The 19,881-nt window shown below is 55.8% G+C and carries 20 protein-coding genes and 2 tRNA genes; 11 read left to right on the top strand and 11 right to left on the bottom strand.

Annotated elements, in window-relative coordinates:
• Window positions 1-596: 596 nt before the first annotated feature.
• Window positions 597-1,541, top strand: coding sequence for an IS1595 family transposase (locus MWU38_RS04405; RefSeq protein WP_247270610.1), 945 nt, complete (start codon window positions 597-599; stop codon window positions 1,539-1,541).
• The gene (locus MWU38_RS04410; RefSeq protein WP_247270611.1) at window positions 1,534-2,517 is read left to right on the top strand and encodes a P63C domain-containing protein; all 984 of its coding nucleotides are present in this window, start codon (window positions 1,534-1,536) and stop codon (window positions 2,515-2,517) included. Before MWU38_RS04405 ends, MWU38_RS04410 begins: the two co-directional genes overlap by 8 nt.
• Window positions 2,518-2,976: 459 nt before the next feature.
• Here MWU38_RS04410 and MWU38_RS04415 read toward each other — a convergent pair whose 3' ends face one another.
• The 3 genes from MWU38_RS04415 to MWU38_RS04425 form a co-directional block, all read right to left on the bottom strand.
• Window positions 2,977-3,462, bottom strand: coding sequence for a type II toxin-antitoxin system antitoxin SocA domain-containing protein (locus MWU38_RS04415; protein ID WP_247270612.1), 486 nt, complete (start codon window positions 3,460-3,462; stop codon window positions 2,977-2,979).
• Window positions 3,463-4,265: 803 nt separating this feature from the next.
• Window positions 4,266-4,341: transfer RNA gene (locus tag MWU38_RS04420), tRNA-Thr, on the bottom strand.
• A 23-nt stretch (window positions 4,342-4,364) separates the two neighbouring features.
• Window positions 4,365-4,438 (bottom strand) — tRNA-Cys (locus MWU38_RS04425).
• 71 nt (window positions 4,439-4,509) lie between these two features.
• Between MWU38_RS04425 and MWU38_RS04430 the strand changes: the two genes are divergently transcribed.
• Complete coding sequence (locus MWU38_RS04430; RefSeq protein WP_348646863.1) at window positions 4,510-5,409, top strand: thioesterase family protein; 900 nt, start codon at window positions 4,510-4,512, stop codon at window positions 5,407-5,409.
• 7 nt (window positions 5,410-5,416) lie between these two features.
• On the opposite strand, the gene MWU38_RS04435 is transcribed toward MWU38_RS04430, so the two are convergent.
• The 7 genes from MWU38_RS04435 to MWU38_RS04465 form a co-directional block, all read right to left on the bottom strand.
• On the bottom strand, window positions 5,417-6,244 hold the full coding sequence (locus MWU38_RS04435; RefSeq protein WP_247270613.1) for a crotonase/enoyl-CoA hydratase family protein: 828 nt from the start codon (window positions 6,242-6,244) through the stop codon (window positions 5,417-5,419).
• A gap of 115 nt (window positions 6,245-6,359) precedes the next feature.
• The gene (locus MWU38_RS04440) at window positions 6,360-6,755 is read right to left on the bottom strand and encodes a winged helix-turn-helix domain-containing protein (protein ID WP_247270614.1); all 396 of its coding nucleotides are present in this window, start codon (window positions 6,753-6,755) and stop codon (window positions 6,360-6,362) included.
• Window positions 6,718-7,209, bottom strand: a complete 492-nt coding sequence (locus MWU38_RS04445; protein WP_281494524.1) for a JAB domain-containing protein — start codon at window positions 7,207-7,209, stop codon at window positions 6,718-6,720. The genes MWU38_RS04440 and MWU38_RS04445 overlap by 38 nt, the downstream gene beginning before the upstream one ends.
• Complete coding sequence (locus tag MWU38_RS04450) at window positions 7,206-7,778, bottom strand: hypothetical protein (protein ID WP_247270616.1); 573 nt, start codon at window positions 7,776-7,778, stop codon at window positions 7,206-7,208. Before MWU38_RS04450 ends, MWU38_RS04445 begins: the two co-directional genes overlap by 4 nt.
• Window positions 7,779-7,790: 12 nt before the next feature.
• Window positions 7,791-8,138: a hypothetical protein gene (locus tag MWU38_RS04455; protein ID WP_247270617.1), complete on the bottom strand. Its 348-nt coding sequence runs from the start codon at window positions 8,136-8,138 to the stop codon at window positions 7,791-7,793.
• A gap of 28 nt (window positions 8,139-8,166) precedes the next feature.
• Window positions 8,167-8,763 carry a hypothetical protein gene (locus MWU38_RS04460; protein WP_247270618.1) on the bottom strand — a complete coding sequence of 199 codons (597 nt, stop codon included), beginning with the start codon at window positions 8,761-8,763 and terminating at the stop codon, window positions 8,167-8,169.
• A gap of 121 nt (window positions 8,764-8,884) precedes the next feature.
• Complete coding sequence (locus tag MWU38_RS04465) at window positions 8,885-10,084, bottom strand: LL-diaminopimelate aminotransferase (RefSeq protein ID WP_247270619.1); 1,200 nt, start codon at window positions 10,082-10,084, stop codon at window positions 8,885-8,887.
• 193 nt (window positions 10,085-10,277) lie between these two features.
• On the opposite strand from MWU38_RS04465, the gene phaC reads away from it, so the two are divergent.
• The 7 genes from phaC (at window position 10,278) to MWU38_RS04500 (ending at window position 17,350) form a co-directional block, all read left to right on the top strand.
• On the top strand, window positions 10,278-12,314 hold the full coding sequence (gene phaC, locus MWU38_RS04470; RefSeq protein WP_247270620.1) for a class I poly(R)-hydroxyalkanoic acid synthase: 2,037 nt from the start codon (window positions 10,278-10,280) through the stop codon (window positions 12,312-12,314).
• A gap of 162 nt (window positions 12,315-12,476) precedes the next feature.
• Window positions 12,477-13,286: a phasin family protein gene (locus tag MWU38_RS04475; protein WP_247270621.1), complete on the top strand. Its 810-nt coding sequence runs from the start codon at window positions 12,477-12,479 to the stop codon at window positions 13,284-13,286.
• Window positions 13,287-13,532: 246 nt separating this feature from the next.
• Window positions 13,533-13,970 carry an ATP-dependent Clp protease adapter ClpS gene (clpS, locus tag MWU38_RS04480; RefSeq protein ID WP_247270622.1) on the top strand — a complete coding sequence of 146 codons (438 nt, stop codon included), beginning with the start codon at window positions 13,533-13,535 and terminating at the stop codon, window positions 13,968-13,970.
• Between the two features lie 99 nt (window positions 13,971-14,069).
• Complete coding sequence (locus MWU38_RS04485) at window positions 14,070-15,338, top strand: LptF/LptG family permease (RefSeq protein ID WP_247270623.1); 1,269 nt, start codon at window positions 14,070-14,072, stop codon at window positions 15,336-15,338.
• An 18-nt stretch (window positions 15,339-15,356) separates the two neighbouring features.
• On the top strand, window positions 15,357-16,454 hold the full coding sequence (lptG, locus tag MWU38_RS04490) for an LPS export ABC transporter permease LptG (protein WP_247270624.1): 1,098 nt from the start codon (window positions 15,357-15,359) through the stop codon (window positions 16,452-16,454).
• A complete protein-coding gene (locus tag MWU38_RS04495) occupies window positions 16,451-16,987 on the top strand; it encodes a GNAT family N-acetyltransferase (protein ID WP_247270625.1) in 537 nt (178 codons plus the stop codon). The genes lptG and MWU38_RS04495 overlap by 4 nt, the downstream gene beginning before the upstream one ends.
• Before the next feature lie 42 nt (window positions 16,988-17,029).
• Window positions 17,030-17,350: a hypothetical protein gene (locus MWU38_RS04500; RefSeq protein ID WP_247270626.1), complete on the top strand. Its 321-nt coding sequence runs from the start codon at window positions 17,030-17,032 to the stop codon at window positions 17,348-17,350.
• A gap of 7 nt (window positions 17,351-17,357) precedes the next feature.
• Here MWU38_RS04500 and MWU38_RS04505 read toward each other — a convergent pair whose 3' ends face one another.
• Window positions 17,358-18,404, bottom strand: a complete 1,047-nt coding sequence (locus MWU38_RS04505; protein WP_247271238.1) for a fatty acid desaturase — start codon at window positions 18,402-18,404, stop codon at window positions 17,358-17,360.
• Window positions 18,405-18,619: 215 nt separating this feature from the next.
• On the opposite strand from MWU38_RS04505, the gene MWU38_RS04510 reads away from it, so the two are divergent.
• Complete coding sequence (locus MWU38_RS04510) at window positions 18,620-19,777, top strand: N-acetyltransferase (protein WP_247270627.1); 1,158 nt, start codon at window positions 18,620-18,622, stop codon at window positions 19,775-19,777.
• The last annotated feature ends 104 nt before the right edge of the window (window positions 19,778-19,881 follow it).

A 19,881-nucleotide genomic window follows, 5' to 3' on the forward strand; every position in this document is an offset into this window, starting at 1 on the left:
TCTGCAATTGGGTCGATAGCGGAAGGGCAGCTAATGAAGCTTTGGTCCGCTTAAGCCGACTTTGAGTATTGAACAGGAACCGCAATTATCATCCTGCGTCTGAATGGAGACCGCCAGCCGATAGGCTAACGGCCCCCAAGTGAGTATTAGACCTTTATCTTCGCGGCAGCTTCCAAGGCAGTATTTGGATGAACGTGATAGTCTCCGTTTTCATCGGTCCACCAGTCGTGAAGAGCAGGGTTTAAGCCACAGTGTTTATGCAGCGTTTTCCCGACATGCTGCCGAGTGAAACCGAGCTTAGCTAAAATGCCCACAATTCTTCTCCCCTGCCTTATATTCTTGTGAAGACAGGCGGTAATAAGAACGCGAGCCTGGTCAGGTTTACCTGTGTTTGGCCCGCAGTCGAAGCGGAGCTTTTCCCGGCGCTGAAAGAAGGCAAGGCTTGATTGTTTAGTTGCGAACGGATCATGTTCGCTGGTTGTTTCTGATATATAAATTCCTTGCTTGCTGGTGACCCAGCAAAAATTAAGGGGCTTATATACTTAGCTAGCCATATTTAGCTTGACCTTCTAGCCGCATTTGGCTAGTTAGGTTGCATGAGCAGCAAACAAGACAAACCAGAGACTATCAGCCTCTACCAATTTTTCGAGCGCTTTCCGAATGAGGAAGCCGCCCGCAAGTATTTCGAGAACAACCGCTGGGGCGATGAACCTGTTTGCCCTCACTGTGGCAGCATCAACGCCCACGAGTGCAAAGATCACAAGCCAATGCCCTATCGGTGCCGCGATTGCCGCAAGCACTTTAGCGTTCGCACTGGCACCGTACTCGCTGAGAGCCGCCTACCGCTGCACAAATGGCTCATGGCGATCTACATGATGACTACGGCGCGTAAGGGCATCCCTTCTACTCAAATGGCGCGTGAACTCGGCATCACTCAAAAGTCTGCATGGTTTCTCGCTCAGCGCATCCGCGAAACTTGGCTTGGCGGTTCAAACTCTGGGGATATGGGCAATGAAGCCCAAGCTGATGAAACCTTCATTGGCGGCAAAGAGAAGAACAAACACGCGAACAAGAAGCTTCGCGCTGGCCGTGGTGCCGTTGGCAAGGTCGCCGTTATGGGCATTCGCGACCAACATGGCGAAGTACGTGCTACTCCTATCGCAGACACCCGCTCAGAGACGCTACAAGGCTATATTAGCGCCAATGTGCCAGAAGGCTCTAGCGTGGTTACCGATCAGTTCTCAGCCTATCAGGGCCTCAATGAGCGTGGCTATGTGCATCACACCGTCAATCACTCGATTGGTGAGTACGTCCGGCACTACTGCTTGCACACAAACGGCATTGAAAGCTTCTGGGCATTGCTGAAACGAGGCTACTATGGCGTGTATCACTATATGTCACCTAAGCACCTCCACCGCTACGTCAGCGAATTTTCATTCCGTCACAACACTGCTCGGGTTGATACCCTGCAATTCATCGACATGACTGCCACACGTATGGCGGGTAAGCGTCTCACCTATAAGGAACTCACGAATGGCTGATGATAAGAAGATCATCAAACCGATTGATGCTGATTTTGATGACGTCGCCAAGGCAATGACGCCGCGTGTACCTTCAAGCGAAAAGGGCAAACTGCCATCCGCTCGATACGCTGGCGCACTTTCTCTTGGTGATGCAGAGATTGGTTGTGCGGTGCTAGAGGATGGCACAAGACTTCTAACTCAAAGTGACATGATGCGCGCCCTCGGACGTGCGAGACAGGCGAAGGGACGAGGCTTCTACGATGCTGACGTCAACTTGCCAGCCTTCCTCACCGCCAAGAACCTAAAAGAGTTTATTCCTAGAGACTTGTATGTGACGTCTAGTCAAATCGAGTTTACAATGCCTAACGGTCAAAAGGCGTTTGGTTATCGCGCTGAACTTCTCCCGCAAGTCTGCGAAGTATATCTCGAAGCTAGAGATGCAGGCGCACTCGTTCAGTCTCAAATGCACGTTGCAAAGCAAGCCGACTTACTCGTTCGCAGCCTCGCAAAGGTCGGTATCGTTGCGCTTGTGGATGAGGCGACTGGCTACCAGCGTGATCGCGGCCACGATGCGCTACGCCTCTTGCTTGAAAAATACATCGCGGAAGGCCTGCAAAAGTGGATACACACCTTCCCTGATTCTTTTTTCGCCGAGCTGGATAGACTTTACGATAACGCGCCGACTACTCCGCGTTCGCGTCCACAATACTATGGGAAGTTCATCAACAAATACATCTATGACCCGATTGAGCACGGCTACGTCAAAGCGAAGCTTAATGAGCTTAATATCACGGATGAGGGCAAGCGTAAGGCACGTTTCCACCAGTGGCTAACTGACGAGGGCCGCACCATCCTGACACGCCAGATTGGCAAGGTCGAGGGCGTGATGGAAATGTGCGATGATATTGATCACTTCAAGCGGGTCGCTCGACGTCAAAAGACTGTGTCTGTGGCACCCTACCTGTTCGACGAAATGAACCGGATTATAGACTAGACTGGATACACATCGTGGTTCTGATCAAGGTAGACCAGAAAGAATGCGTCTTTGACTCGGAAGCCGTGAACTCTGCTTTCGCCATCTACCCTCAGCTCGAACCAAGTTAGGTCTGGGCTAAAGGTCTCCAGCTCAGGATGTTTCGGCAATACATCGTGGTTCGTGTGAACTGTGTAGCCAAGCCCTACCTTGTTTCCTGCTTTGCCCCCAGTTGCGTATATCTGAGACCAGTTCATCTGGGTTAGTTGCCTACAGAATGCGCTAAACGCCTGTAGCTTGGCCTTGGTCCAATCTGACAGACATTGGTGATCGGGGCTGTAGTATTTGAGATTCACGTAAGGGCGCTCACCGTCCCTACGCTCGTGCTTGACCCCAAGCAGTGTAGCTTCGCGCAAATTCAGGTCAGACGCTTCCGACGTCCTCCCTCCTTGTTGTGCTGCTACCTTCCTAAGCTTCTTGTTAGCCTTCGCCATCCTCTACCTGATCATAGAGGGCGCGATAATAAGCTGCCATGTGGTCTTTATTTATGACCGCATTTGAGCGGGCCTCAGCAGGCAGGTCACCTCGCGCCTGAATCCAAGGGTCTTCGCTATGCGTCATCCGCTCTAGGTGCTTTGCCGAAAACTCACCAAACACCGCTAAAATCTCGCGGAGGTGATCTTCATCTTCCTCCGCAAGTTCAGGCACCTCGTCGGGCGCGCCCAATGCGGCCCATCCCGCCTCCTTGTACTCGTGAAAGACAGACTCAGCCACAGGCCCATGCGCCCAAGCTTGCAGGTCTTCATCAAAAAGGGCGCGCGCACGCTCAGGTAGCGCGAGAGACCATGCCTGCGCGTAATAAATCAATTTTTGCAGCTTCAGGTGCGTGATTGAGTCACCGGAATCTCGGTCAATCGCTCCAAGAAGCCACTTTGCAATCTGGCTCGCAGTATACGGTGCGGGCATAGCAGCCCTCCATCTACCCCGCTGCCTACCCACATATGGCGGATTTACAACCCCACCTGCTAGCCACTTGCACTCCCGACGCTATGGCTAGTCAGGTATATAGACCCCAAAAAAATCCCCCCTACGGCGAGAAGTAGGCTAGTTACGAGCATAGATTTATCCAAGTGATCCATGCGCTCAGCATATCAGCGGGACCAAACTTGGCAACGTATAGAATTGCATACTGCAATAGGTAGAGGTGCAATCTATTTTCGAGATACTAAAACTGCGCTCGCATTTACTCAGTAATTCCCAGATGTAGAACTGGCTGACGGTGTAGCTTCACCCGCGTATAGTTCAGTTCGGTATGGGTGAGGGTCTCAGCTTGCTTGGATTGACCTTAGCAATATCGCTCGCAACGGCTGGCGGCGCAGATTTACAGCGCTTCTCGATTTGGGAGAGCTGTAGGTGTTTGACCTGTGAGTACGATCAAACTGCACTGTCAGAGCAAATGCGCTCGATTGAAGTTTCAGGCAATTTGGATAGGGCAGGGAGATGCCCAAACCCAAGAAGTCAGTGAGTCCGTTCCGCTATTTCAACTCGTCGCCAGAAGTGATCAGGCTATTTCTGAGGATGTATGTCCGCTTCCCACCCCAATAGCGGAAGTGCCATATAGTTCAGGGTTAGCACGAAAGCCCACCCAAGCAGCACCCAGGCAAGCCCCAATCACTCGTGGCGCCAAAGCACCATTGTCAAGGCAAAGGCACAGCCCAAAGCCCAAGGCGCTTTCGCCTTAAAGCCGAAGAAAACTGAGTTGAAAACAGTGGTGCCGCTTAGAGGATTCGAACCTCTGACCCCATCATTACGAATGATGTGCTCTACCAACTGAGCTAAAGCGGCATAGTCTCTCATCAAAGAGAGGGTGGAGGCCCGAGCCGGAATCGAACCGGCGTACACGGATTTGCAATCCGCTGCGTCACCACTCCGCCATCGGGCCGAGCCGCCTAAAAACAGGCGGAAGCGGGGCACTAGCGATTCGCTGCGCTAATGGCAATCCACTGTATCACCTTGACCGCAATCAATCGCGATATCGGATGCGTCGGGATGGACCGGCGCAGTGATAAGCGGCTCTTGCTTGACCTTACGTCAATCTGGACCAGACGTGAGCCACAGGGCAAAGAAGATCCCATGACTATTGCAAGCCTTCTTGATCCCATCACCGGCAAGCCCGGCCCCGTCCGCCTCACCAATGCCCAAGAATGGATGCAGGGACGAACGCTTTACGGCGGCGCCTCGGCACTTGTGGCCTTTACCATGGCGAATCGCGCGTTTCCCGATTTGCCTCCGCTGAGGGCTGCGCAAATCGGCTTTGTCGCCCCGGTGGGCGAAGACGTCACGCTGACAGCCGAAATCCTGCGGCAAGGGCGCAATGTGACGCAGGTTCGAAGCGAAATTCACGGAGAAAAAGGCCTTGCCCTCACTGCATTGTGGCTTTTTGCCGAGGAACGCGAACCCAATGGCACACGCGAGGCAAGCTCGCCGGAAAATTGGCCGGGCCTGCCAGAGGACAATCCCACCGCAATGGCGGGCAAAGGTCCGTCCTTCATCCAGAACAATTTCGAACTGCGCTATGGCCAGGCCAAGGACGAAGACAACGGGGCGACCGTCCGGCGCTGGGCGAGGCTGACCGAGGATCACAACCTCGATCCTGTTAGCAAGCTTGTGCTCATGGGCGACGTGATGCCGCCGGGCGCCATGCGTGCAATGGAGCGCCTTGGCCAGATCAGTTCGATCAACTGGTCTTTCAACGTGCTCGACCCTCAGACCCAATCGCCTGGCGGTTGGTATCTGGCGGAAAACGCCAGTCAACATCTCGATAAAGGCTACTCGTCAGAACGCCTGCGCATGTACGATGCTGAAGGCCGCCAGGTGCTCGACGGCCTTCAATCTGTCGCTGTTTTCGGGTGACCCGCTGCTAGGCGACCTCAACGTCGTCAAACACGCCCGGGCGCTTTTGCATCGAGGACATGACCGCCTCGATCTGGTTTTTGCTACGGCTGATTTTATCCTGTTCGACGCTTTCCAGCATCAGGATCTCGTCGGCAGTGTGTTCGTGCATTGCCGCGTGAAGGCGTTTGGATGCACGGATCGCATCCGGGTTCTTTCCAGCGATCACCGCGGCGATTTCCATCGCGCGGGCAAGCGGCTCTTCCTCTACGTAAGTCGCAAAGCCAAGAGATTGCGCCTCTGCGCCTGAAAACTCGCGATTGGTGTAAACAAGCTCACGCAGGACGTCATCGCGCACGAGGCCACGCCAAAGGGCGTATCCCGCCATATCGGGCACAAGGCCCCATTTCATTTCCATAACCGCCATCCGGGTCTCTGGATGGACGATGCGGATGTCTGCGCCACTCGCAATCTGAAGGCCGCCGCCAAAGCACACGCCGTGCACCGCAGCGATCACAGGCACACCAAGGCGACGCCATTGATATGCGACCTCCTGAAATGTGTTTGTGTTGCCGTGGGTGCGTGTTTCAAGCGTGCGGCTGGTGTCACCGGATGAATTAGTGAAATTGCTCAAGTCGATGCCTGCGCAAAAGGCACGCCCCTCACCCGACAGCACGACTACGCGGACGCCTTTCGTGGTGCTTAAAGTTTGCGCCGCTTCGATCATGGCATCGAACATATCCGGATCGAGCGCATTCATCTTTTCTGCGCGCACAAAGCGGACATGGGCTATGCCATCGTCCGCAAGCTCGATCACCACACGCTCATTGGCTGAAAGGGTTTGGGCGTCTGACATTCTCGTCTCTCCGTAAACATGTGTCGTTTCGCCCGGTGGTTTGGAGCAAGCGCGCAAGCGTGTCCAGCGATCAGTTGCGAGAGACAACCTTTACCCGATAAAAGAAAACCGGCGTCTAAGTGTCGGGTCCCTTACCCGCGGAAAGCGCAATCTCAGTAGGGGCTGCATTGACGTAATATCCGCCGTCAGGATGCGTTGCCACGAGCCCGGAAAGGCCAAGCGGTTCCAGCTTGTTGCGGATGCGCGCGATATGAACCGCCACGCTGTTCGTTTCCGGTTCGTAGTCGATGCGCCAAACATCAAACAGGAGCTGTCGTTTGGTCACTCGCTGGCCGGCTTCCTCCGCAAGCCGCCAGAGCACCTCGAACTCCCGGGGGTGGAAGGCCAACCATCGGTCATCTACGCGGCCATCGCGGTGAAACAGGTCAAGAGTGACCTCTCCTGCATGGCGAAACCTTGGGATCATGGTCCCGTTATCGGGAAAGAACCGGTTGGCGACTTTCGTATTCATGTATTGCCCCTGCACGCATTGAATAGACTGCACCTTGAGTAAAAATAAGATGGTCAAGAAGCTCGATATCGAGCGCCGTTGCCACCTGCTCTAAACGCCGTGTCGAGACGATGTCCGATCGGCTCGGCCGGCACTGGCCGGAAGGGTGATTGTGAGCGATCACAATGCCATGTGCGCGAAGTGAGAGAGCCTTGGAAAAGATGTCTCTCATCCGCAAAGACAGACACCGTGCTCCCCCTGATCCGATTGACGCATCGCCAAGGTATGAGCGCCCTTCGTTCACGAAAAGAACATGGCAGCGCTCTGCTTCGAACGGCAATTTGATGACCATCGCCCTTAGCAAATCGATAGTATCGCTGTCGCCTGCCGTCCTGATGAACGACCTGCTCGCACTCGCAAGCCCTGCCCGCACCGGACTTCTATTGAAACGTGAGGTTATGACCCGCTCGATCATTTCAAATCATCGCGCCAAGTGGGGTGAGGGGCTTTTTGCAAGCCCAGTCCATTGGGCATCATCGTCTGTGACTTGACAGAGATTGAGCTTGGCGGGCTGCTAAGCCGCCAATCGCGATATTCGCCATGCCGTCGCTTGCGATAGATGTGCCTGAACAGCCCAACCGCCAGCAGCAGCAATTGAAACCACCCCGGAACAGAGACCATGGTGACATAGGCAACCGATGAGATTGACTCGACAAGGCCGCGCGCCAGATGGGCCGTAATTGCCAGAAGCTGCATCGCCGCAATCCACAAGGTGTAGTTGCGATTGGCGTAAAGCGCGATGCCGACCCAGCACACAACGGCTACAAAATCGATGGTGGCATAGAGGGGCGCGACACCTTCCAGCGTGAAACCACCGTCTGCTGCAAGCGCATACCCGCCGGGCACCAACTCAAAGAAGATCAGCCACACAAGCGCAACTGCTCTTTCTGGTCCCCCGCCCCACACAAGTGCGGCGATGCAAATGACCCAGGCAAGAATATCCTGCGCCATCGCTCGAGAATCAGAAAGAAGCAGTTCGATCATTTCGGCAACCTACTAAGCGGTTTCGCGAAGCTTTGGCAGCGCGTCGGCTGGTCCCTCGTCAGCCTCGAGAATCTCAGTCGGGACGCCGGCATCCGGTCCAAGCGTGGTGCGTGCCACTTTGCTGAGTTCGTCGTGAACCCGCAGAAGGTTGGTCGACATACTCATCGCCTGCGCTTCCGCTTGGCCCAGGCGCATCAGGGCGCGTTGTCCCGTATCGACATTGACATGGGGGTTCTGCCTTGCAGCAAGCATGGCTTGGCGCAGGCGGGCAAAGGCAATCATCGATTCATCAGCAAGAGCTTCAGCCTCGCGAACCAATTTCTTGAGGTTATGTGCGTCAGCGAGCATGCGGTCCGTCATAGTAGGTCTCCGTGCTTCGCCTCGCTCGTCAGGAGAAGCCTTCTTCACTAGCCGGGATGACAGCGCGTCCTTCCAACGCCTCGCTGATTGTCACGGCGGCTGTAACGGTCAAAACCAAAGCAGCCAGAAAGCCAAACGCTATCCCAACAATCGCCACGAGGCGCAGCCAGACAGCGTGTTCGCCATCGAGCACCCGGGGGACAACCGTTGGTTCGCCGGGGCGCAGCCAAGGCGCCTCTTCAACCATGGACGAAACATCGCGTATCACGAGTTGGCCCGGGTCATCCTGAGCCGGTGGATCGCTGATCAACGCGGTGATGGGGACCTGATTTTTACTATATACAGATTCGCTTAAGGCCTCCGGCTCAAAGGGGCTTGCAGAGGCTGAGATACCCTCCCAATCGTCAATCTGACTCTCGTCTGAGCCCTGAACTGCGCCTTTGTCCTCGCGATAGGCCTCGACCAGATCAGCAAGGCTCTCGGCCTCATAAATGTTCTTGAGTGCGCGAATGTGTTGATTGATGCGCGTTTCAGACACACCCAGATCGTTAGCAATAACCTTGATCGGCGCACGGCGGTCTATCCGCTCCATCACGGCTCGTTGACGCTGAGTTAGTGGGCGCATTGCGTCCCAAGTCATTGCAATCTCCTAGGCCGGGCCGTGCGTGAATCTATATTCCAAGCAACCTTTTTGTCCAATCTCCTGCACCAAATGACAAATAGCGGCCTTAAATCTTTCATCAATGTTATACTGCCGTAGAATTAAGGCCCATTGATGTGAAATATCGTTTTATATTACGGGCCGCCTGTCTCAATCTTTGCTCGTTCTCGACCATTGCAATTCTCACAAATCCTTCACCTTTTTCGCCATACCCCACACCAGGGGCGACAGCGACTTGGGCCTCGGTCAGCAATTGCTTCGAAAATTCCAGGCTTCCCATTTCCTGCAATGCCGGGGGCAAAGGAGCCCAGGCGAACATAGATGCAGGAGGCGCAGGGATGTCCCAACCCGCCCGGCCGAACGCTTCGACCATGACATCGCGCCGCTTCTGATACAGCTGGCGGTTCGATTCAACAATGTCTTGTGGCCCGTTCAAAGCGGCGCAGGCCGCAGCTTGAATGGGCGTAAAGGCACCATAATCGAGATAGGACTTCACCCGTGTAAGCGCAGCGATCAGCTGTTTGTTGCCGACCGCAAATCCCATCCGCCAGCCGGCCATCGAATAGGTCTTGCTCATGCTGGTAAATTCAACCGCTACATCTTTGGCGCCAGGCACCTGCATGATCGAAGGGGTTGGTTTGCCGTCGTAATAGAGTTCGGAATAGGCAAGATCGGATAAGACCCACACCCTGTTATCGCGCGCCCAGTCCACCAGCCTCTCATAGAAGGCAAGGTCGACAACCTCTGAGGTGGGATTGGACGGATAACTCACCACAAGAACGCTGGGCCGCGGAACGGTAAAGTTCATCGCGCTTTCGAGAGAGCGCCAATATTCTTCGTCCGGCGTCGTTGGCACTGCGCGGATCGTGGCGCCTGCGATAATAAAGCCGAAGGTGTGAATCGGATAAGACGGGTTGGGCGCGAGCACCACGTCACCAGGAGCGGTGATCGCGGTCGCAAGGCTGCCCAGCCCTTCTTTCGAGCCCATGGTCACGACCACTTCTGTCTCGGGATCAAGATCGACCCCGAACCGCCGCTCGTAATAATTGGCTTGTGCACGGCGAAGACCGGGAATTCCCTTGGATTGCGAATAACCGTGCGCATCAGGCTTCGCGGCCACTTCGCAAAGTTTGTCGATGACGTGTTGCGGCGGAGGCTGATCGGGATTGCCCATGCCAAGGTCGATGATATCCTGACCTTCTTGGCGTGCGGCGTGACGCATCGAATTGACTTCTGCGATCACGTAAGGCGGGAGCCGCTTCATTCTGTAAAATTGTTCGTCCATCAGTCCCTGCAGCCCGCAATCGTGTCGCGGGGTTTCAAATCATCGTTGCACATTTAATGGTCGTATATAGCTCAAACGACCTATCGCCCTTTATACGCCTGTTTTGCCCGGTCGCCACAAGATAGCAGTATCAGGCTGGCAAAACTTGTTCCCGGGCAATACAATGGCCAAAGGCAGGATGGGATTTGTGGTTATGGCTGATGACAAAAAGAACGGAGCAGGATCAGGCTTCGCGTTTGAGGGCATGGGACCATTGAGCTCCTTTCTGGACATGCAAGGTGAGGCAATGCGCTCCTTCCTTGAAAATGCAGCCAAGGGCACCGGTGCAGGACCAATGATGCCCTCAGCAACAGGCGCACCGCTACCTCCGTTTGCCGATATGAAACTGCCCGGTATGGATATGTCGAACATCGACCTTGGCGATATGGAAATGGGCGACCTTGGCGAATGGGCAAAAGCCAGCGCCGAGATTCAACAGATGTGGATCACCTTCTTGAGCGCGCAGGCCGCCAAGACCGCAGCTGATGTGAATTCCGGCAAAGGCTTGCTTGATCCGGTGCAATGGCTTCTGGTGTCGCAGAGCATGGCGAAATCGCTTCCTCAAGACATGATGGCGAACGGAGCAAAGCTTGCCTCATCGACGATGAAGATGTGGCAAGGCGTGGCCTCGCAGATGATGGCCAAGTCGACCGATCTTGCGAAAAATGCGGCGAAAACAGGCGATGTGGCCGGGGCTGCAATATTGCCGACCGCAAAAACGCGCACTGATCGCAGGTTCGCCGACCCTGCATGGAACGAAAATCCCGCCTTCGTTCTCATTCACCAGACTTATCTGATGCTCGCGGAATATTTTCGAAACGCTGCGTCCAACATGGATGGCCTCGATAAAACAGAAAAGCAGCAGCTCAAGTTTGCGGTGAGCGCATTGGCCGATGCGATGAGCCCGGGCAATTTCCTTGCGACCAACCCGGTGGTTCTCAAACGTACCGCTGAAACCAAGGGTCAGAACCTTGTTCGCGGAATGCGCCATCTGATTGCAGATCTGGAGCGCGGTCAGCTTACCCATACCGACCCGGATGCCTTTACGCTGGGCGAAAATCTGGCTGCGACACCGGGCAAGGTTGTGGCGCAAACAGAACTTTATCAGCTCATTCAATATGCGCCCTCCACCGATGAGGTGTTCGAAACACCGCTGGTTATCTTCCCGCCATGGATCAACCGGTTCTACATCCTCGATCTCACTGCCAAGAAAAGCTTCATCAAATGGGCGGTCGATCAAGGGATCACGGTCTTCGTGGTCAGCTGGAAATCAGCCGACGAAACCATGCAGGATGTGGTGTGGGACGATTACATCCGCGCACAAATGGGCGCGATCGATACCGTGCGCGACCGGCTGAAAGCCAAAGACGTTCACGCGATCGGTTATTGTGTCGCTGGCACGACGCTGGCGGCAACTCTCGCCATTCTGGCAGAGCGTGGCGAGGCCGATAAGGTGAGGTCAGCGACATTCTTTACCGCGCAAGTCGATTTTGAACGCGGCGGAGAACTGAAACATTTCATCGGCGATACACAGCTTGCCATGATCGACCAGCTTTCGCCCGATGGTTATCTCGATGGGCGGTACCTTGCAGCGACGTTCAACGCGCTTCGCGGCAAGGATCTGATCTGGAATTACGTGGTCAACAATTACCTGATGGGCGAGGATTACCCCGCCTTTGACCTTCTGCACTGGAACGGCGACGTTACCAATCTGCCAGCGAAATGGCACAACGACTATCTGCGGGATCTTTACCGCGACAACAAACTCGTGGTGCCCGGCGCGCTTGAGGCCGATGGAACACCGATCGATCTCACGAAAGTGAATACTCCCACATATGTGCAGGCAGGCCGCGAGGACCATATCGCGCCTGCCGAAAGTGTGTGGCGGATCACCGACCATTTTTCGGGGCCGCTTGAGTTTATTCTCGCAGGTTCCGGCCATATCGCAGGTGTGGTGAACCACCCGGATGCTGGCAAGTATCAATATTGGCTTGGCGACAAAGACGCCGACACTCTCGCGGCGTTTATCGAAGGTTCGCAAGAACATTCGGGGAGCTGGTGGCCACATTGGCTCGGCTGGCTGCGAAAACAGTCTTCGGAAAAAGTCCCTGCCACGGGCAAGCGTAAACCCGGTGGGCGCGGTGATAAGGTGCTGGAAGATGCGCCAGGCAGCTATGTAAAAACGCGATAATCTCGCGTCGCCACACGTCTCCCGTCAAACTCACACCGCTCAAACGTCTGTTTTACCGAGATATTTTCCGCTTTCTGCGCCTTATTGTGCACTGCACAAAAAACTCTTGACTTCGCAACTGCGATGCCTATTTTGTGCACTGCAACACAATAGGAGCGTGACATGGCTGACGCCAAGAACACATCTAAGATCGATGCAGCGGCTGAAAAGGCTTTTGAAGAAGCGGCTGCGAAGAAAACCGCAAGCGCTGCAAAGGTCGCCGAAGCTGTTGAGGCCGACGCCCCTAAAGCAGAGGTGAGCGCCAAAGCCGTCAAGAAAGCTGTCGCAGTCCCTGCCAAGAAGAAGGCACCGGCGGCTCGCAAGACCGCGGCAAAACCAGCGGCCAAGAAAATTGCCGCCAAGAAGACCGCAGTCAAAAAAGCGCCTGCCAAAAAGCAGGTCGCAAAGAAAACCCCTGCAAAGGCAGCTGCGAAAACCGCAGCTAGCACCAACCCTGTTTCAAAACTGAAGGATACCATCATGGCAACCGCAGAGAAAAACGACTTCACCGCAGACCTCACGTCGAAAGCCAAAGAACTTGCTGCCGACGCACAAACCCGCGTCAAAGGCGCCTACGGCAAGGCAAGCGAGCTTGCTTCGGAAGCTGGCGAATTCAACAAGGCAAACGTTGAAGCAGTTGTCGAAAGCGGCAAAATCTTCTTCGCTGGTGCCCAAGAGATCGTCAAATCAGACGTCGAAACCGGCAAAGCCGTGATCGAAACCGTCACGGCAGACGCCAAGAAAGTTGCTTCGGTCAAGTCGCCAACCGACCTGTTCGAACTGCAAGGCGAGATCACCCGTCGCAACTTCGATGCAGCGGTGGCTTTCGGCTCCAAGCGCACCGAAGCGCTGGTCAAGCTTTATAACGATGCTTTCGCGCCGATTTCGAACCGCGTCAGCGTTGCAACCGAACGCGCTCAGAAAGCTGCCTAAGCTTCACTCTTAGCAACACAGTTTCTAGGCCGGGCCTCTCTCCCCTCTCTCTCTCTCACCCGGCTTACGAAAGCGCGCAAATTTGCGCATGGGCCAGAACGACCACCCCCCTTTCGGTCGTTCTGGCCCTAATTGTTTGTGCAGACCGCATCTGCACCGGAGCCAGGGGTTCAGGCTGATCGAAATTGAACCCATCTTGCGCTCATGACTTGCACAGCCGCAATCGTTTCCCATAATGGATGCTGCATGCAATTCCTCGACCCATCCCTCATTGATGAACGCGCTCTGGTTTGCGCCTTTCCAAGCGGCGACTTCGCGCGCGTGGCTGTCAGTAGCAATGACACACCGGATGACGGGGACCGGAATGATGGCGGCGATGACGGCAGCGATACCGAAATCGGCATTGCGACCAAGACCCGCACCAAGCCCAAGAAGCCGAGCCAGTATAAGGTTTTGCTTCTCAATGACGACTACACTCCGATGGAATTTGTGGTCATGGTGCTAAAACGGTTTTTCGGGATGGATCTGGAGCAGGCGACCCGCGTCATGCTGCATGTGCACCAGAAAGGCGTGGGCGTTTGCGGCATTTTCACTTACGAAGTGGCCGAAACCAAGGTCAATCAGGTGATGGACTTCGCCCGCCAGAATCAACACCCCCTGCAATGCACATTGGAAAAGGCGTAAAACAAGGCCTGACGAAAAAGCCTGACGCGCGGACGATTTGCCGCTAGGGGCACAGGCCAGCATCTTCAAAAGCAAAGCTGAGCCACGGGACAGGATGTGTTGAACTTCATTCCCAGTATTGACCGTTATATCTTCCGGCTGGTGATTGTGCCTATGCTGGGAGTGTTTGCGCTCGCGGCTTCGCTCCTTTTGCTTGAGAAAATGCTGCGCCTCTTCGACTTTGTCGCGGTCGAAGGTGGACCAATTGGCGTGGTCTTCAAAATGCTGGGCGCGCTGATCCCGGAATATGCGAGCCTTGCGATCCCCCTGGGGCTGTTGCTCGGAACACTGTTTGCTTTCCGCAAACTTGCAACATCTTCCGAGCTCGACACCATGCGCGGCGTGGGGCTGTCCTATTTCCGGCTTTTGCGCGTGCCTTATGTGATCACCGGGGTTCTTGTTGCGGTCAATATCGCGCTGGTTTTCTACATCCAGCCCCTCAGCCGCTACTATTACGAGCAGATGGAATACGACTTGCGCTCGGGCGCATTGGGTGCCTCGATCAAGGTCGGCGAATTCACCACCCTTGCAGATCGTATGGCGCTGCGGATTGAGCAAAGCGAGGATGAAGGCCAGCGTCTGATCGGGATTTTTGCACGCGTAGCCAATTCAGACGATCAGGTTCTCTCGATCAGCGCACGCGAAGGCAGCTTTATGGCGACCACCGATGATCCCGACACGATCATCCTGCGCCTCACCGAAGGGACAATTGTCCAAGACACAGGCAGCGCAAGCCCGCGCGTTCTTTCCTTTAGCCGCCATGATTTGCCGATTGACCTCCCGGCAATCGAGGAATTCAGGGCACGCGGCGAGGGAAGCCGCGAGTATATATTGCCGGAGTTGTTACGCATTGGCTGGGCAGATGAGACAGCCAGCGAACAAGAGCGCGATGCGACACAGGCCGCTTTCAATTACCGAACGGTAGAGATCGTGATGATGTGGCTCATGCCGCTTCTCGCGGTGTCGCTTGCCATACCTCCCAAGCGATCGACCAGCGCCTTGGGCGTGTTTGTGTCGATCATCATGGTCGTTTCCTATCATAAGATAAACCAGTACGGCGAAGACATCGCCGCGCTTGGCCGGATTGACCCGATCATCGCCTTGTGGGGGCCATTCGTCATCTTCGCCGCGATCATCCTGTTCATGTTTCACCGCACTGCCTATGTCCCGGGCGGCCAACCCTTGGGCGCGCTTGAGCGGGTCTTCAGCAAGCTTGGCAAACAGATCGGCAAGCTTTTCGGAAGGCGAAAGCCGAATTCATTGGTGGCCGATCATCAGGCCGAAACGGCGACGGATGCTCCATCTGTATCTACAGCGCCGGCGGAATAGAAGCACACACGAACACCCATGCAACTGGACTTTTTCCCCTCGCGCTCATTGACGCTTTACCTTGGCAAGATGTTCGTCGTGCGCATCGCTGCGGTGCTGGTGATGCTGGTCGTGGTGCTCATGGCGCTCGACCTGCTCGGCAATACAGGCAAGATCCTGGAGCCAGAGGGCAATGGCCAGGCTGAAATCTGGAGGTATGTGAGCCTGCGCGTGCCGCAGCTTGCTGCGCGATTCCTTCCCTATTCGGTGCTGCTGGCAACGTTGATCACACTGGTCACACTCAACCAGAACAGCGAAGTCGTCGCGATGAAGGCGGCGGGGCTTTCGGCCCACCAGGTGCTTTCGCCCCTTCTTCTGACAGCGGCTCTGGTCGCTCTCATCAGCTTTGGATTTAACGAGCGCGTGGTAACGCGCGCCAATGCCACCTTGAAAGCATGGGATGCCGCCGAATACGGCCCCATTCCGGAAGTCTCGGGCGTGCGTTCCAATGTCTATGTGACGGATGGCGATAATATTCTGACTGCACAGACGCTGACAGGAACGGGCGAGAATATCGAGCTTGGCAATGTCACATGGTACACGCGCGCACCGGGCGGGATCATCAGCGAACAGGTAAGAGCGGCAAGCGCGACCTACGCGGGCCCGGGATGGGAATTGGTGGACGCCGCCCGCTTCGATGTGGGCAGCGTCGAGACACAAGTCGTCGACAGCATCGTGGTGGGAGAGGGTCTCACCCCTGAACAAATCGACCTTCAATCGGTCGATCCTGACGCGCAAAGCTTTTGGGAACTGGGCGAGACGATTGACGAGTATGAGGCAGCGGGAAGGCGCACCTCGGAAATGCGCGCCAAATGGTGGCACCGGATTTCCGGACCTTTGTCGGCGCTCCTGATGCCGCTTCTGGGCTCAATTGCGGCCTTTGGGCTTGCGCGGTCCGGCCAATTGTTCGTGCGCGCGGTGATCGGCATGGCCCTGGGCTTTGCCTATTTCGTAGTCGACAATGCGGCGCTCGCAATGGGCAGCTTTGGCGGCTATCCGCCCTTCCTCGCCGCTTGGGCTCCGTTCCTGCTTTTCCTTCTCGTGGGTGAGACGGTTCTGATCCGGACAGAAGAATGAGCGTCGGTGCGCAGGGGCGCGATTGGTCGCTCCGCCTGGCGCGGCCCGCAGATGCAGCGCAAATGCCTGCTATCGAAAGCGCGGCTTCGGCATTGTTTGCCGGTGATCCCGATTTGGCGAGGCTCGATTTTGACGACACTTGGGAAGAGCCTGAGCTCATCTCGCTTATCCGCAAGGGTCACTGCCTTGTCTCGCATGTGGGTGAGCGCATGGCTGGATTTCTCGTAAGTCAGCCTTTCAGCCGCGAGCTTCATATTTGGGAAATGGACGTGCACCCCGATTTCCAGCAGCGCGGGATTGGAGCAGGGCTGGTCCGCGCGGCGCAAGTCGATGCACGCAATTCCGGGTTCAAGGCTCTCACCCTCACCACCTTTCGCGACCTACCGTGGAATGCGCCCTTCTATGCAAGGCTCGGCTTTGAAGAGGTCACCGCGCTTGATGCGCACCCCCGGCTTGCTGGCGAACTCGCGAATGAGGCAGACGATGGTCTTCCCATTGCGAGACGCTGCGCAATGATCCATTTCCTCGAATGATATAGACGCGCTATGGTGCAGCAAATTCAGGAGACCGCCGCCATGAAACGCTTCGTCAGAGCCTCGATTATCAGCCTGTCGCTCGCCTTGTCAGGGGCCCTCGCCGGATGCAGCGGCGACAATGAGGAAACACCCGACATTGCCGAGGCCATTCCGCTTGATCCCGAGGGGGCCGAAAGCGACGATGCCGGAGCAGAGGCGAGCGATCAACAAGGGGAAGACGCGAGCGGCTCAGACACCCCCGACCTACCCGGTGGCGATAGTGGTGCGAGAAACCTTCCGGACAGTATGGAAAGCGGCTCGAATCCGCCCGGTATGACCGAGCCGCCGTCAGGGTCGAAGGTTCAGCCGATCAAGGGCTAGCAGCCTTCTAGCGCGGCAACATGGTGCTGCGCGCTATCCGGCCAACCAGAGTGAACATCCCGGGGTGGTTCGCGCCTTCATAGGTCGAGCCAACACCAAGCTCACGCGCTAGACGGCGGTGGGCCTCTGGCAGATCGTGGTAAGGCATGGACGGCATCAGGTGATGCAGCGCGTGATAGCGCAGGCCAACCGGCGCCCAAATCTCTCCAGCCAGTCCCGGAGGGGGCACATTGACGCTGTCGAGAAACTGCGCGGTTACCGTCATCGGCTCGCCCTCATTCTCCCATAAATGCGCAACCAGAGTGCGCAACTGGTTGAGGAGCGTGGTGAAGGACATGATGGCAAGAGCCACCAGCAAAGGCTTCCAGCCGATTGCAAGCGGGCTCAGCAAGAGCGCGATTGCCCAGACGCTGGCCCCGAATTGTTGCCAGCGAACCTGCTTGGCAAACTCGCCCTTGGCGGGTTTACGGCGGAAATCGGGGTTGATCGAAAGCGAAGAGGCGCGCTCCCATACAAAACGGCGCAGTGGCGGGACCACAAGACCCAGAGGCACGAGAATGCCTGAACGGATAAGAACCGCGACCGGAGCGAGCAAAGCTACGATCACGAAAACCGGCAAGCTCCACGGTTTCATCAGCGCAAGCGGCAGATATTCAGGGTCTTCGATGGTGCCGTATTGCGTGCGCTTGTGATGGATGACGTGCACCCCTTCATACATGAAGCTGGGCGCCATCATCGGAATACCGACAAGCAGGTTCCACCCCAGACGAAAACCGGGAAGAGCGTTTTTGTGAATATGGGTAAGCTCGTGAATGAACATGAGCGAGCGATAAAGCGCAAGCGATGCGATCAGTCCTGCAAGTACAGCCACGACCACATTGCTCGCCAGAATGGCCACGGCGATCCCCGCATATCCAATGCCGGTGGAGATCAGCATGTCGGTCCAGTAAATGGCGGCCTTTGCCTCGCCCAAGTCCTTGGTCAGCTCGCGCGCTGCGCGCAGCATATCCTTATCGTCCTGCGTCTGAAAATCGGCGCGGGTCGCACGCGGCATTGACGCCTCGGGCGCGCCGTCAGGTGAGATGGATTGGTGCATGGTCATCGATGAAGTATCCTTGAGGCGCAGCGTATACCCTATTGCAGCGCACAATCGCAAATTGTGTGTGGTGATCTCAGTGATCGATTGTCTTGCGTCATGGCTTCGGGCACTTCATGGCAAAGGGGCAAGAGGCAAGCATTGACGCAAATCAAGAGGGCTACGGGGAACGAATGACTTCACCGATCACGATTGAACCGGTCACGGATAAAAAAGGGCGCGCCCGATTTGTCGATCTGGGCCGCGCGATTGCTGCGCGTGTTCCATTTTCAGTCCCTCAGATACGCTCTGAACAATTGGAGCTTGTCGATCCCGATAAAAACCCGCTGTTTGGTCACACCAAAGCTCAGCTCTTTTTAGCCATACGGGACGGCAAACCTGTAGGACGCATATCTGCGCAAATCGATGAACTCGCGCTGAAGATGCCGCCAGAGCAGGGTTTTGGCCCAGGCACGGGCATGTTCGGCTATTTCGATGCAGCGGACGAAGCCGTGGCCAAGGCGTTGATGGAAGCTGCCGAGGGGTGGCTGAAGGCGCAAAAAATGACGCGCGTGCTTGGCCCTATATCAATGGCAATGTGGGAAGAGCCGGGTCTGCTCGTCAAAGGCCACGATCATCCGCCCATGGTAATGATGGGCCACCACCCACCGCATTATCAGGCTTGGATTGAGGGCGCCGGTTACACCCGTGCCAAGACGCTCTTCACCTATGACCTTGATATTACCGGTGAGTTCCCCCCGCTCGTCCAACGCATTGTCAAATCAGGGGAGCGAAACGAACGGATCACGATCCGTCAGGTTAATCGCAAGCGCTGGGACGAGGATGCCGCAATCGTCTTGTCGATCCTCAACGATGCCTGGTCGGACAATTGGGGATTTGTCCCCTTCACCCCCGAAGAAGTCGAACATGGCGGCAAAAAGCTCAAGCCTATCATCAAGGAAGACCTTAACATGATTGCCGAGGTCGATGGACGCCCGGTGGCCTTCATGCTCGTGTTCCCCGATGTGAACCATGTGCTTGCCAGAATAAAAGGCAAGCTGTTCCCGTTCGGCTGGTTTCATCTGCTGCGCTGGCTGAGGAACCCAAGGGGAGGAGGCATGCGTGTCCCGTTGATGGGAGTGCTCAAGGAATTCCAGAACTCGCGGCTTGCCAGCCAGCTTGCCTTCATGATGATCAGCTACATTCGCGAAAATGCGACGGGCAAATACGGATCACACCGCGGCGAGATCGGATGGATTCTCGAAGACAATCAGGGGATGGTCGCCATCGCCGACACGATTAAAAGCGAGATCAATCGCGAATATGCGATCTATGAAAAAAGCCTGGTTTGAAAGCACAAGGTCCAATGGCATCGCCAACCAAAAAGGCCCCCGCTCTCTGGGAGCGAGGGCCTTTCGGGATCTTGTCGCCAGCCACATGGACGGGAGGGGGATCA

Source organism: Qipengyuania sp. S6317L1 (genome assembly GCF_023015615.1).
Classification (GTDB): domain Bacteria; phylum Pseudomonadota; class Alphaproteobacteria; order Sphingomonadales; family Sphingomonadaceae; genus Erythrobacter.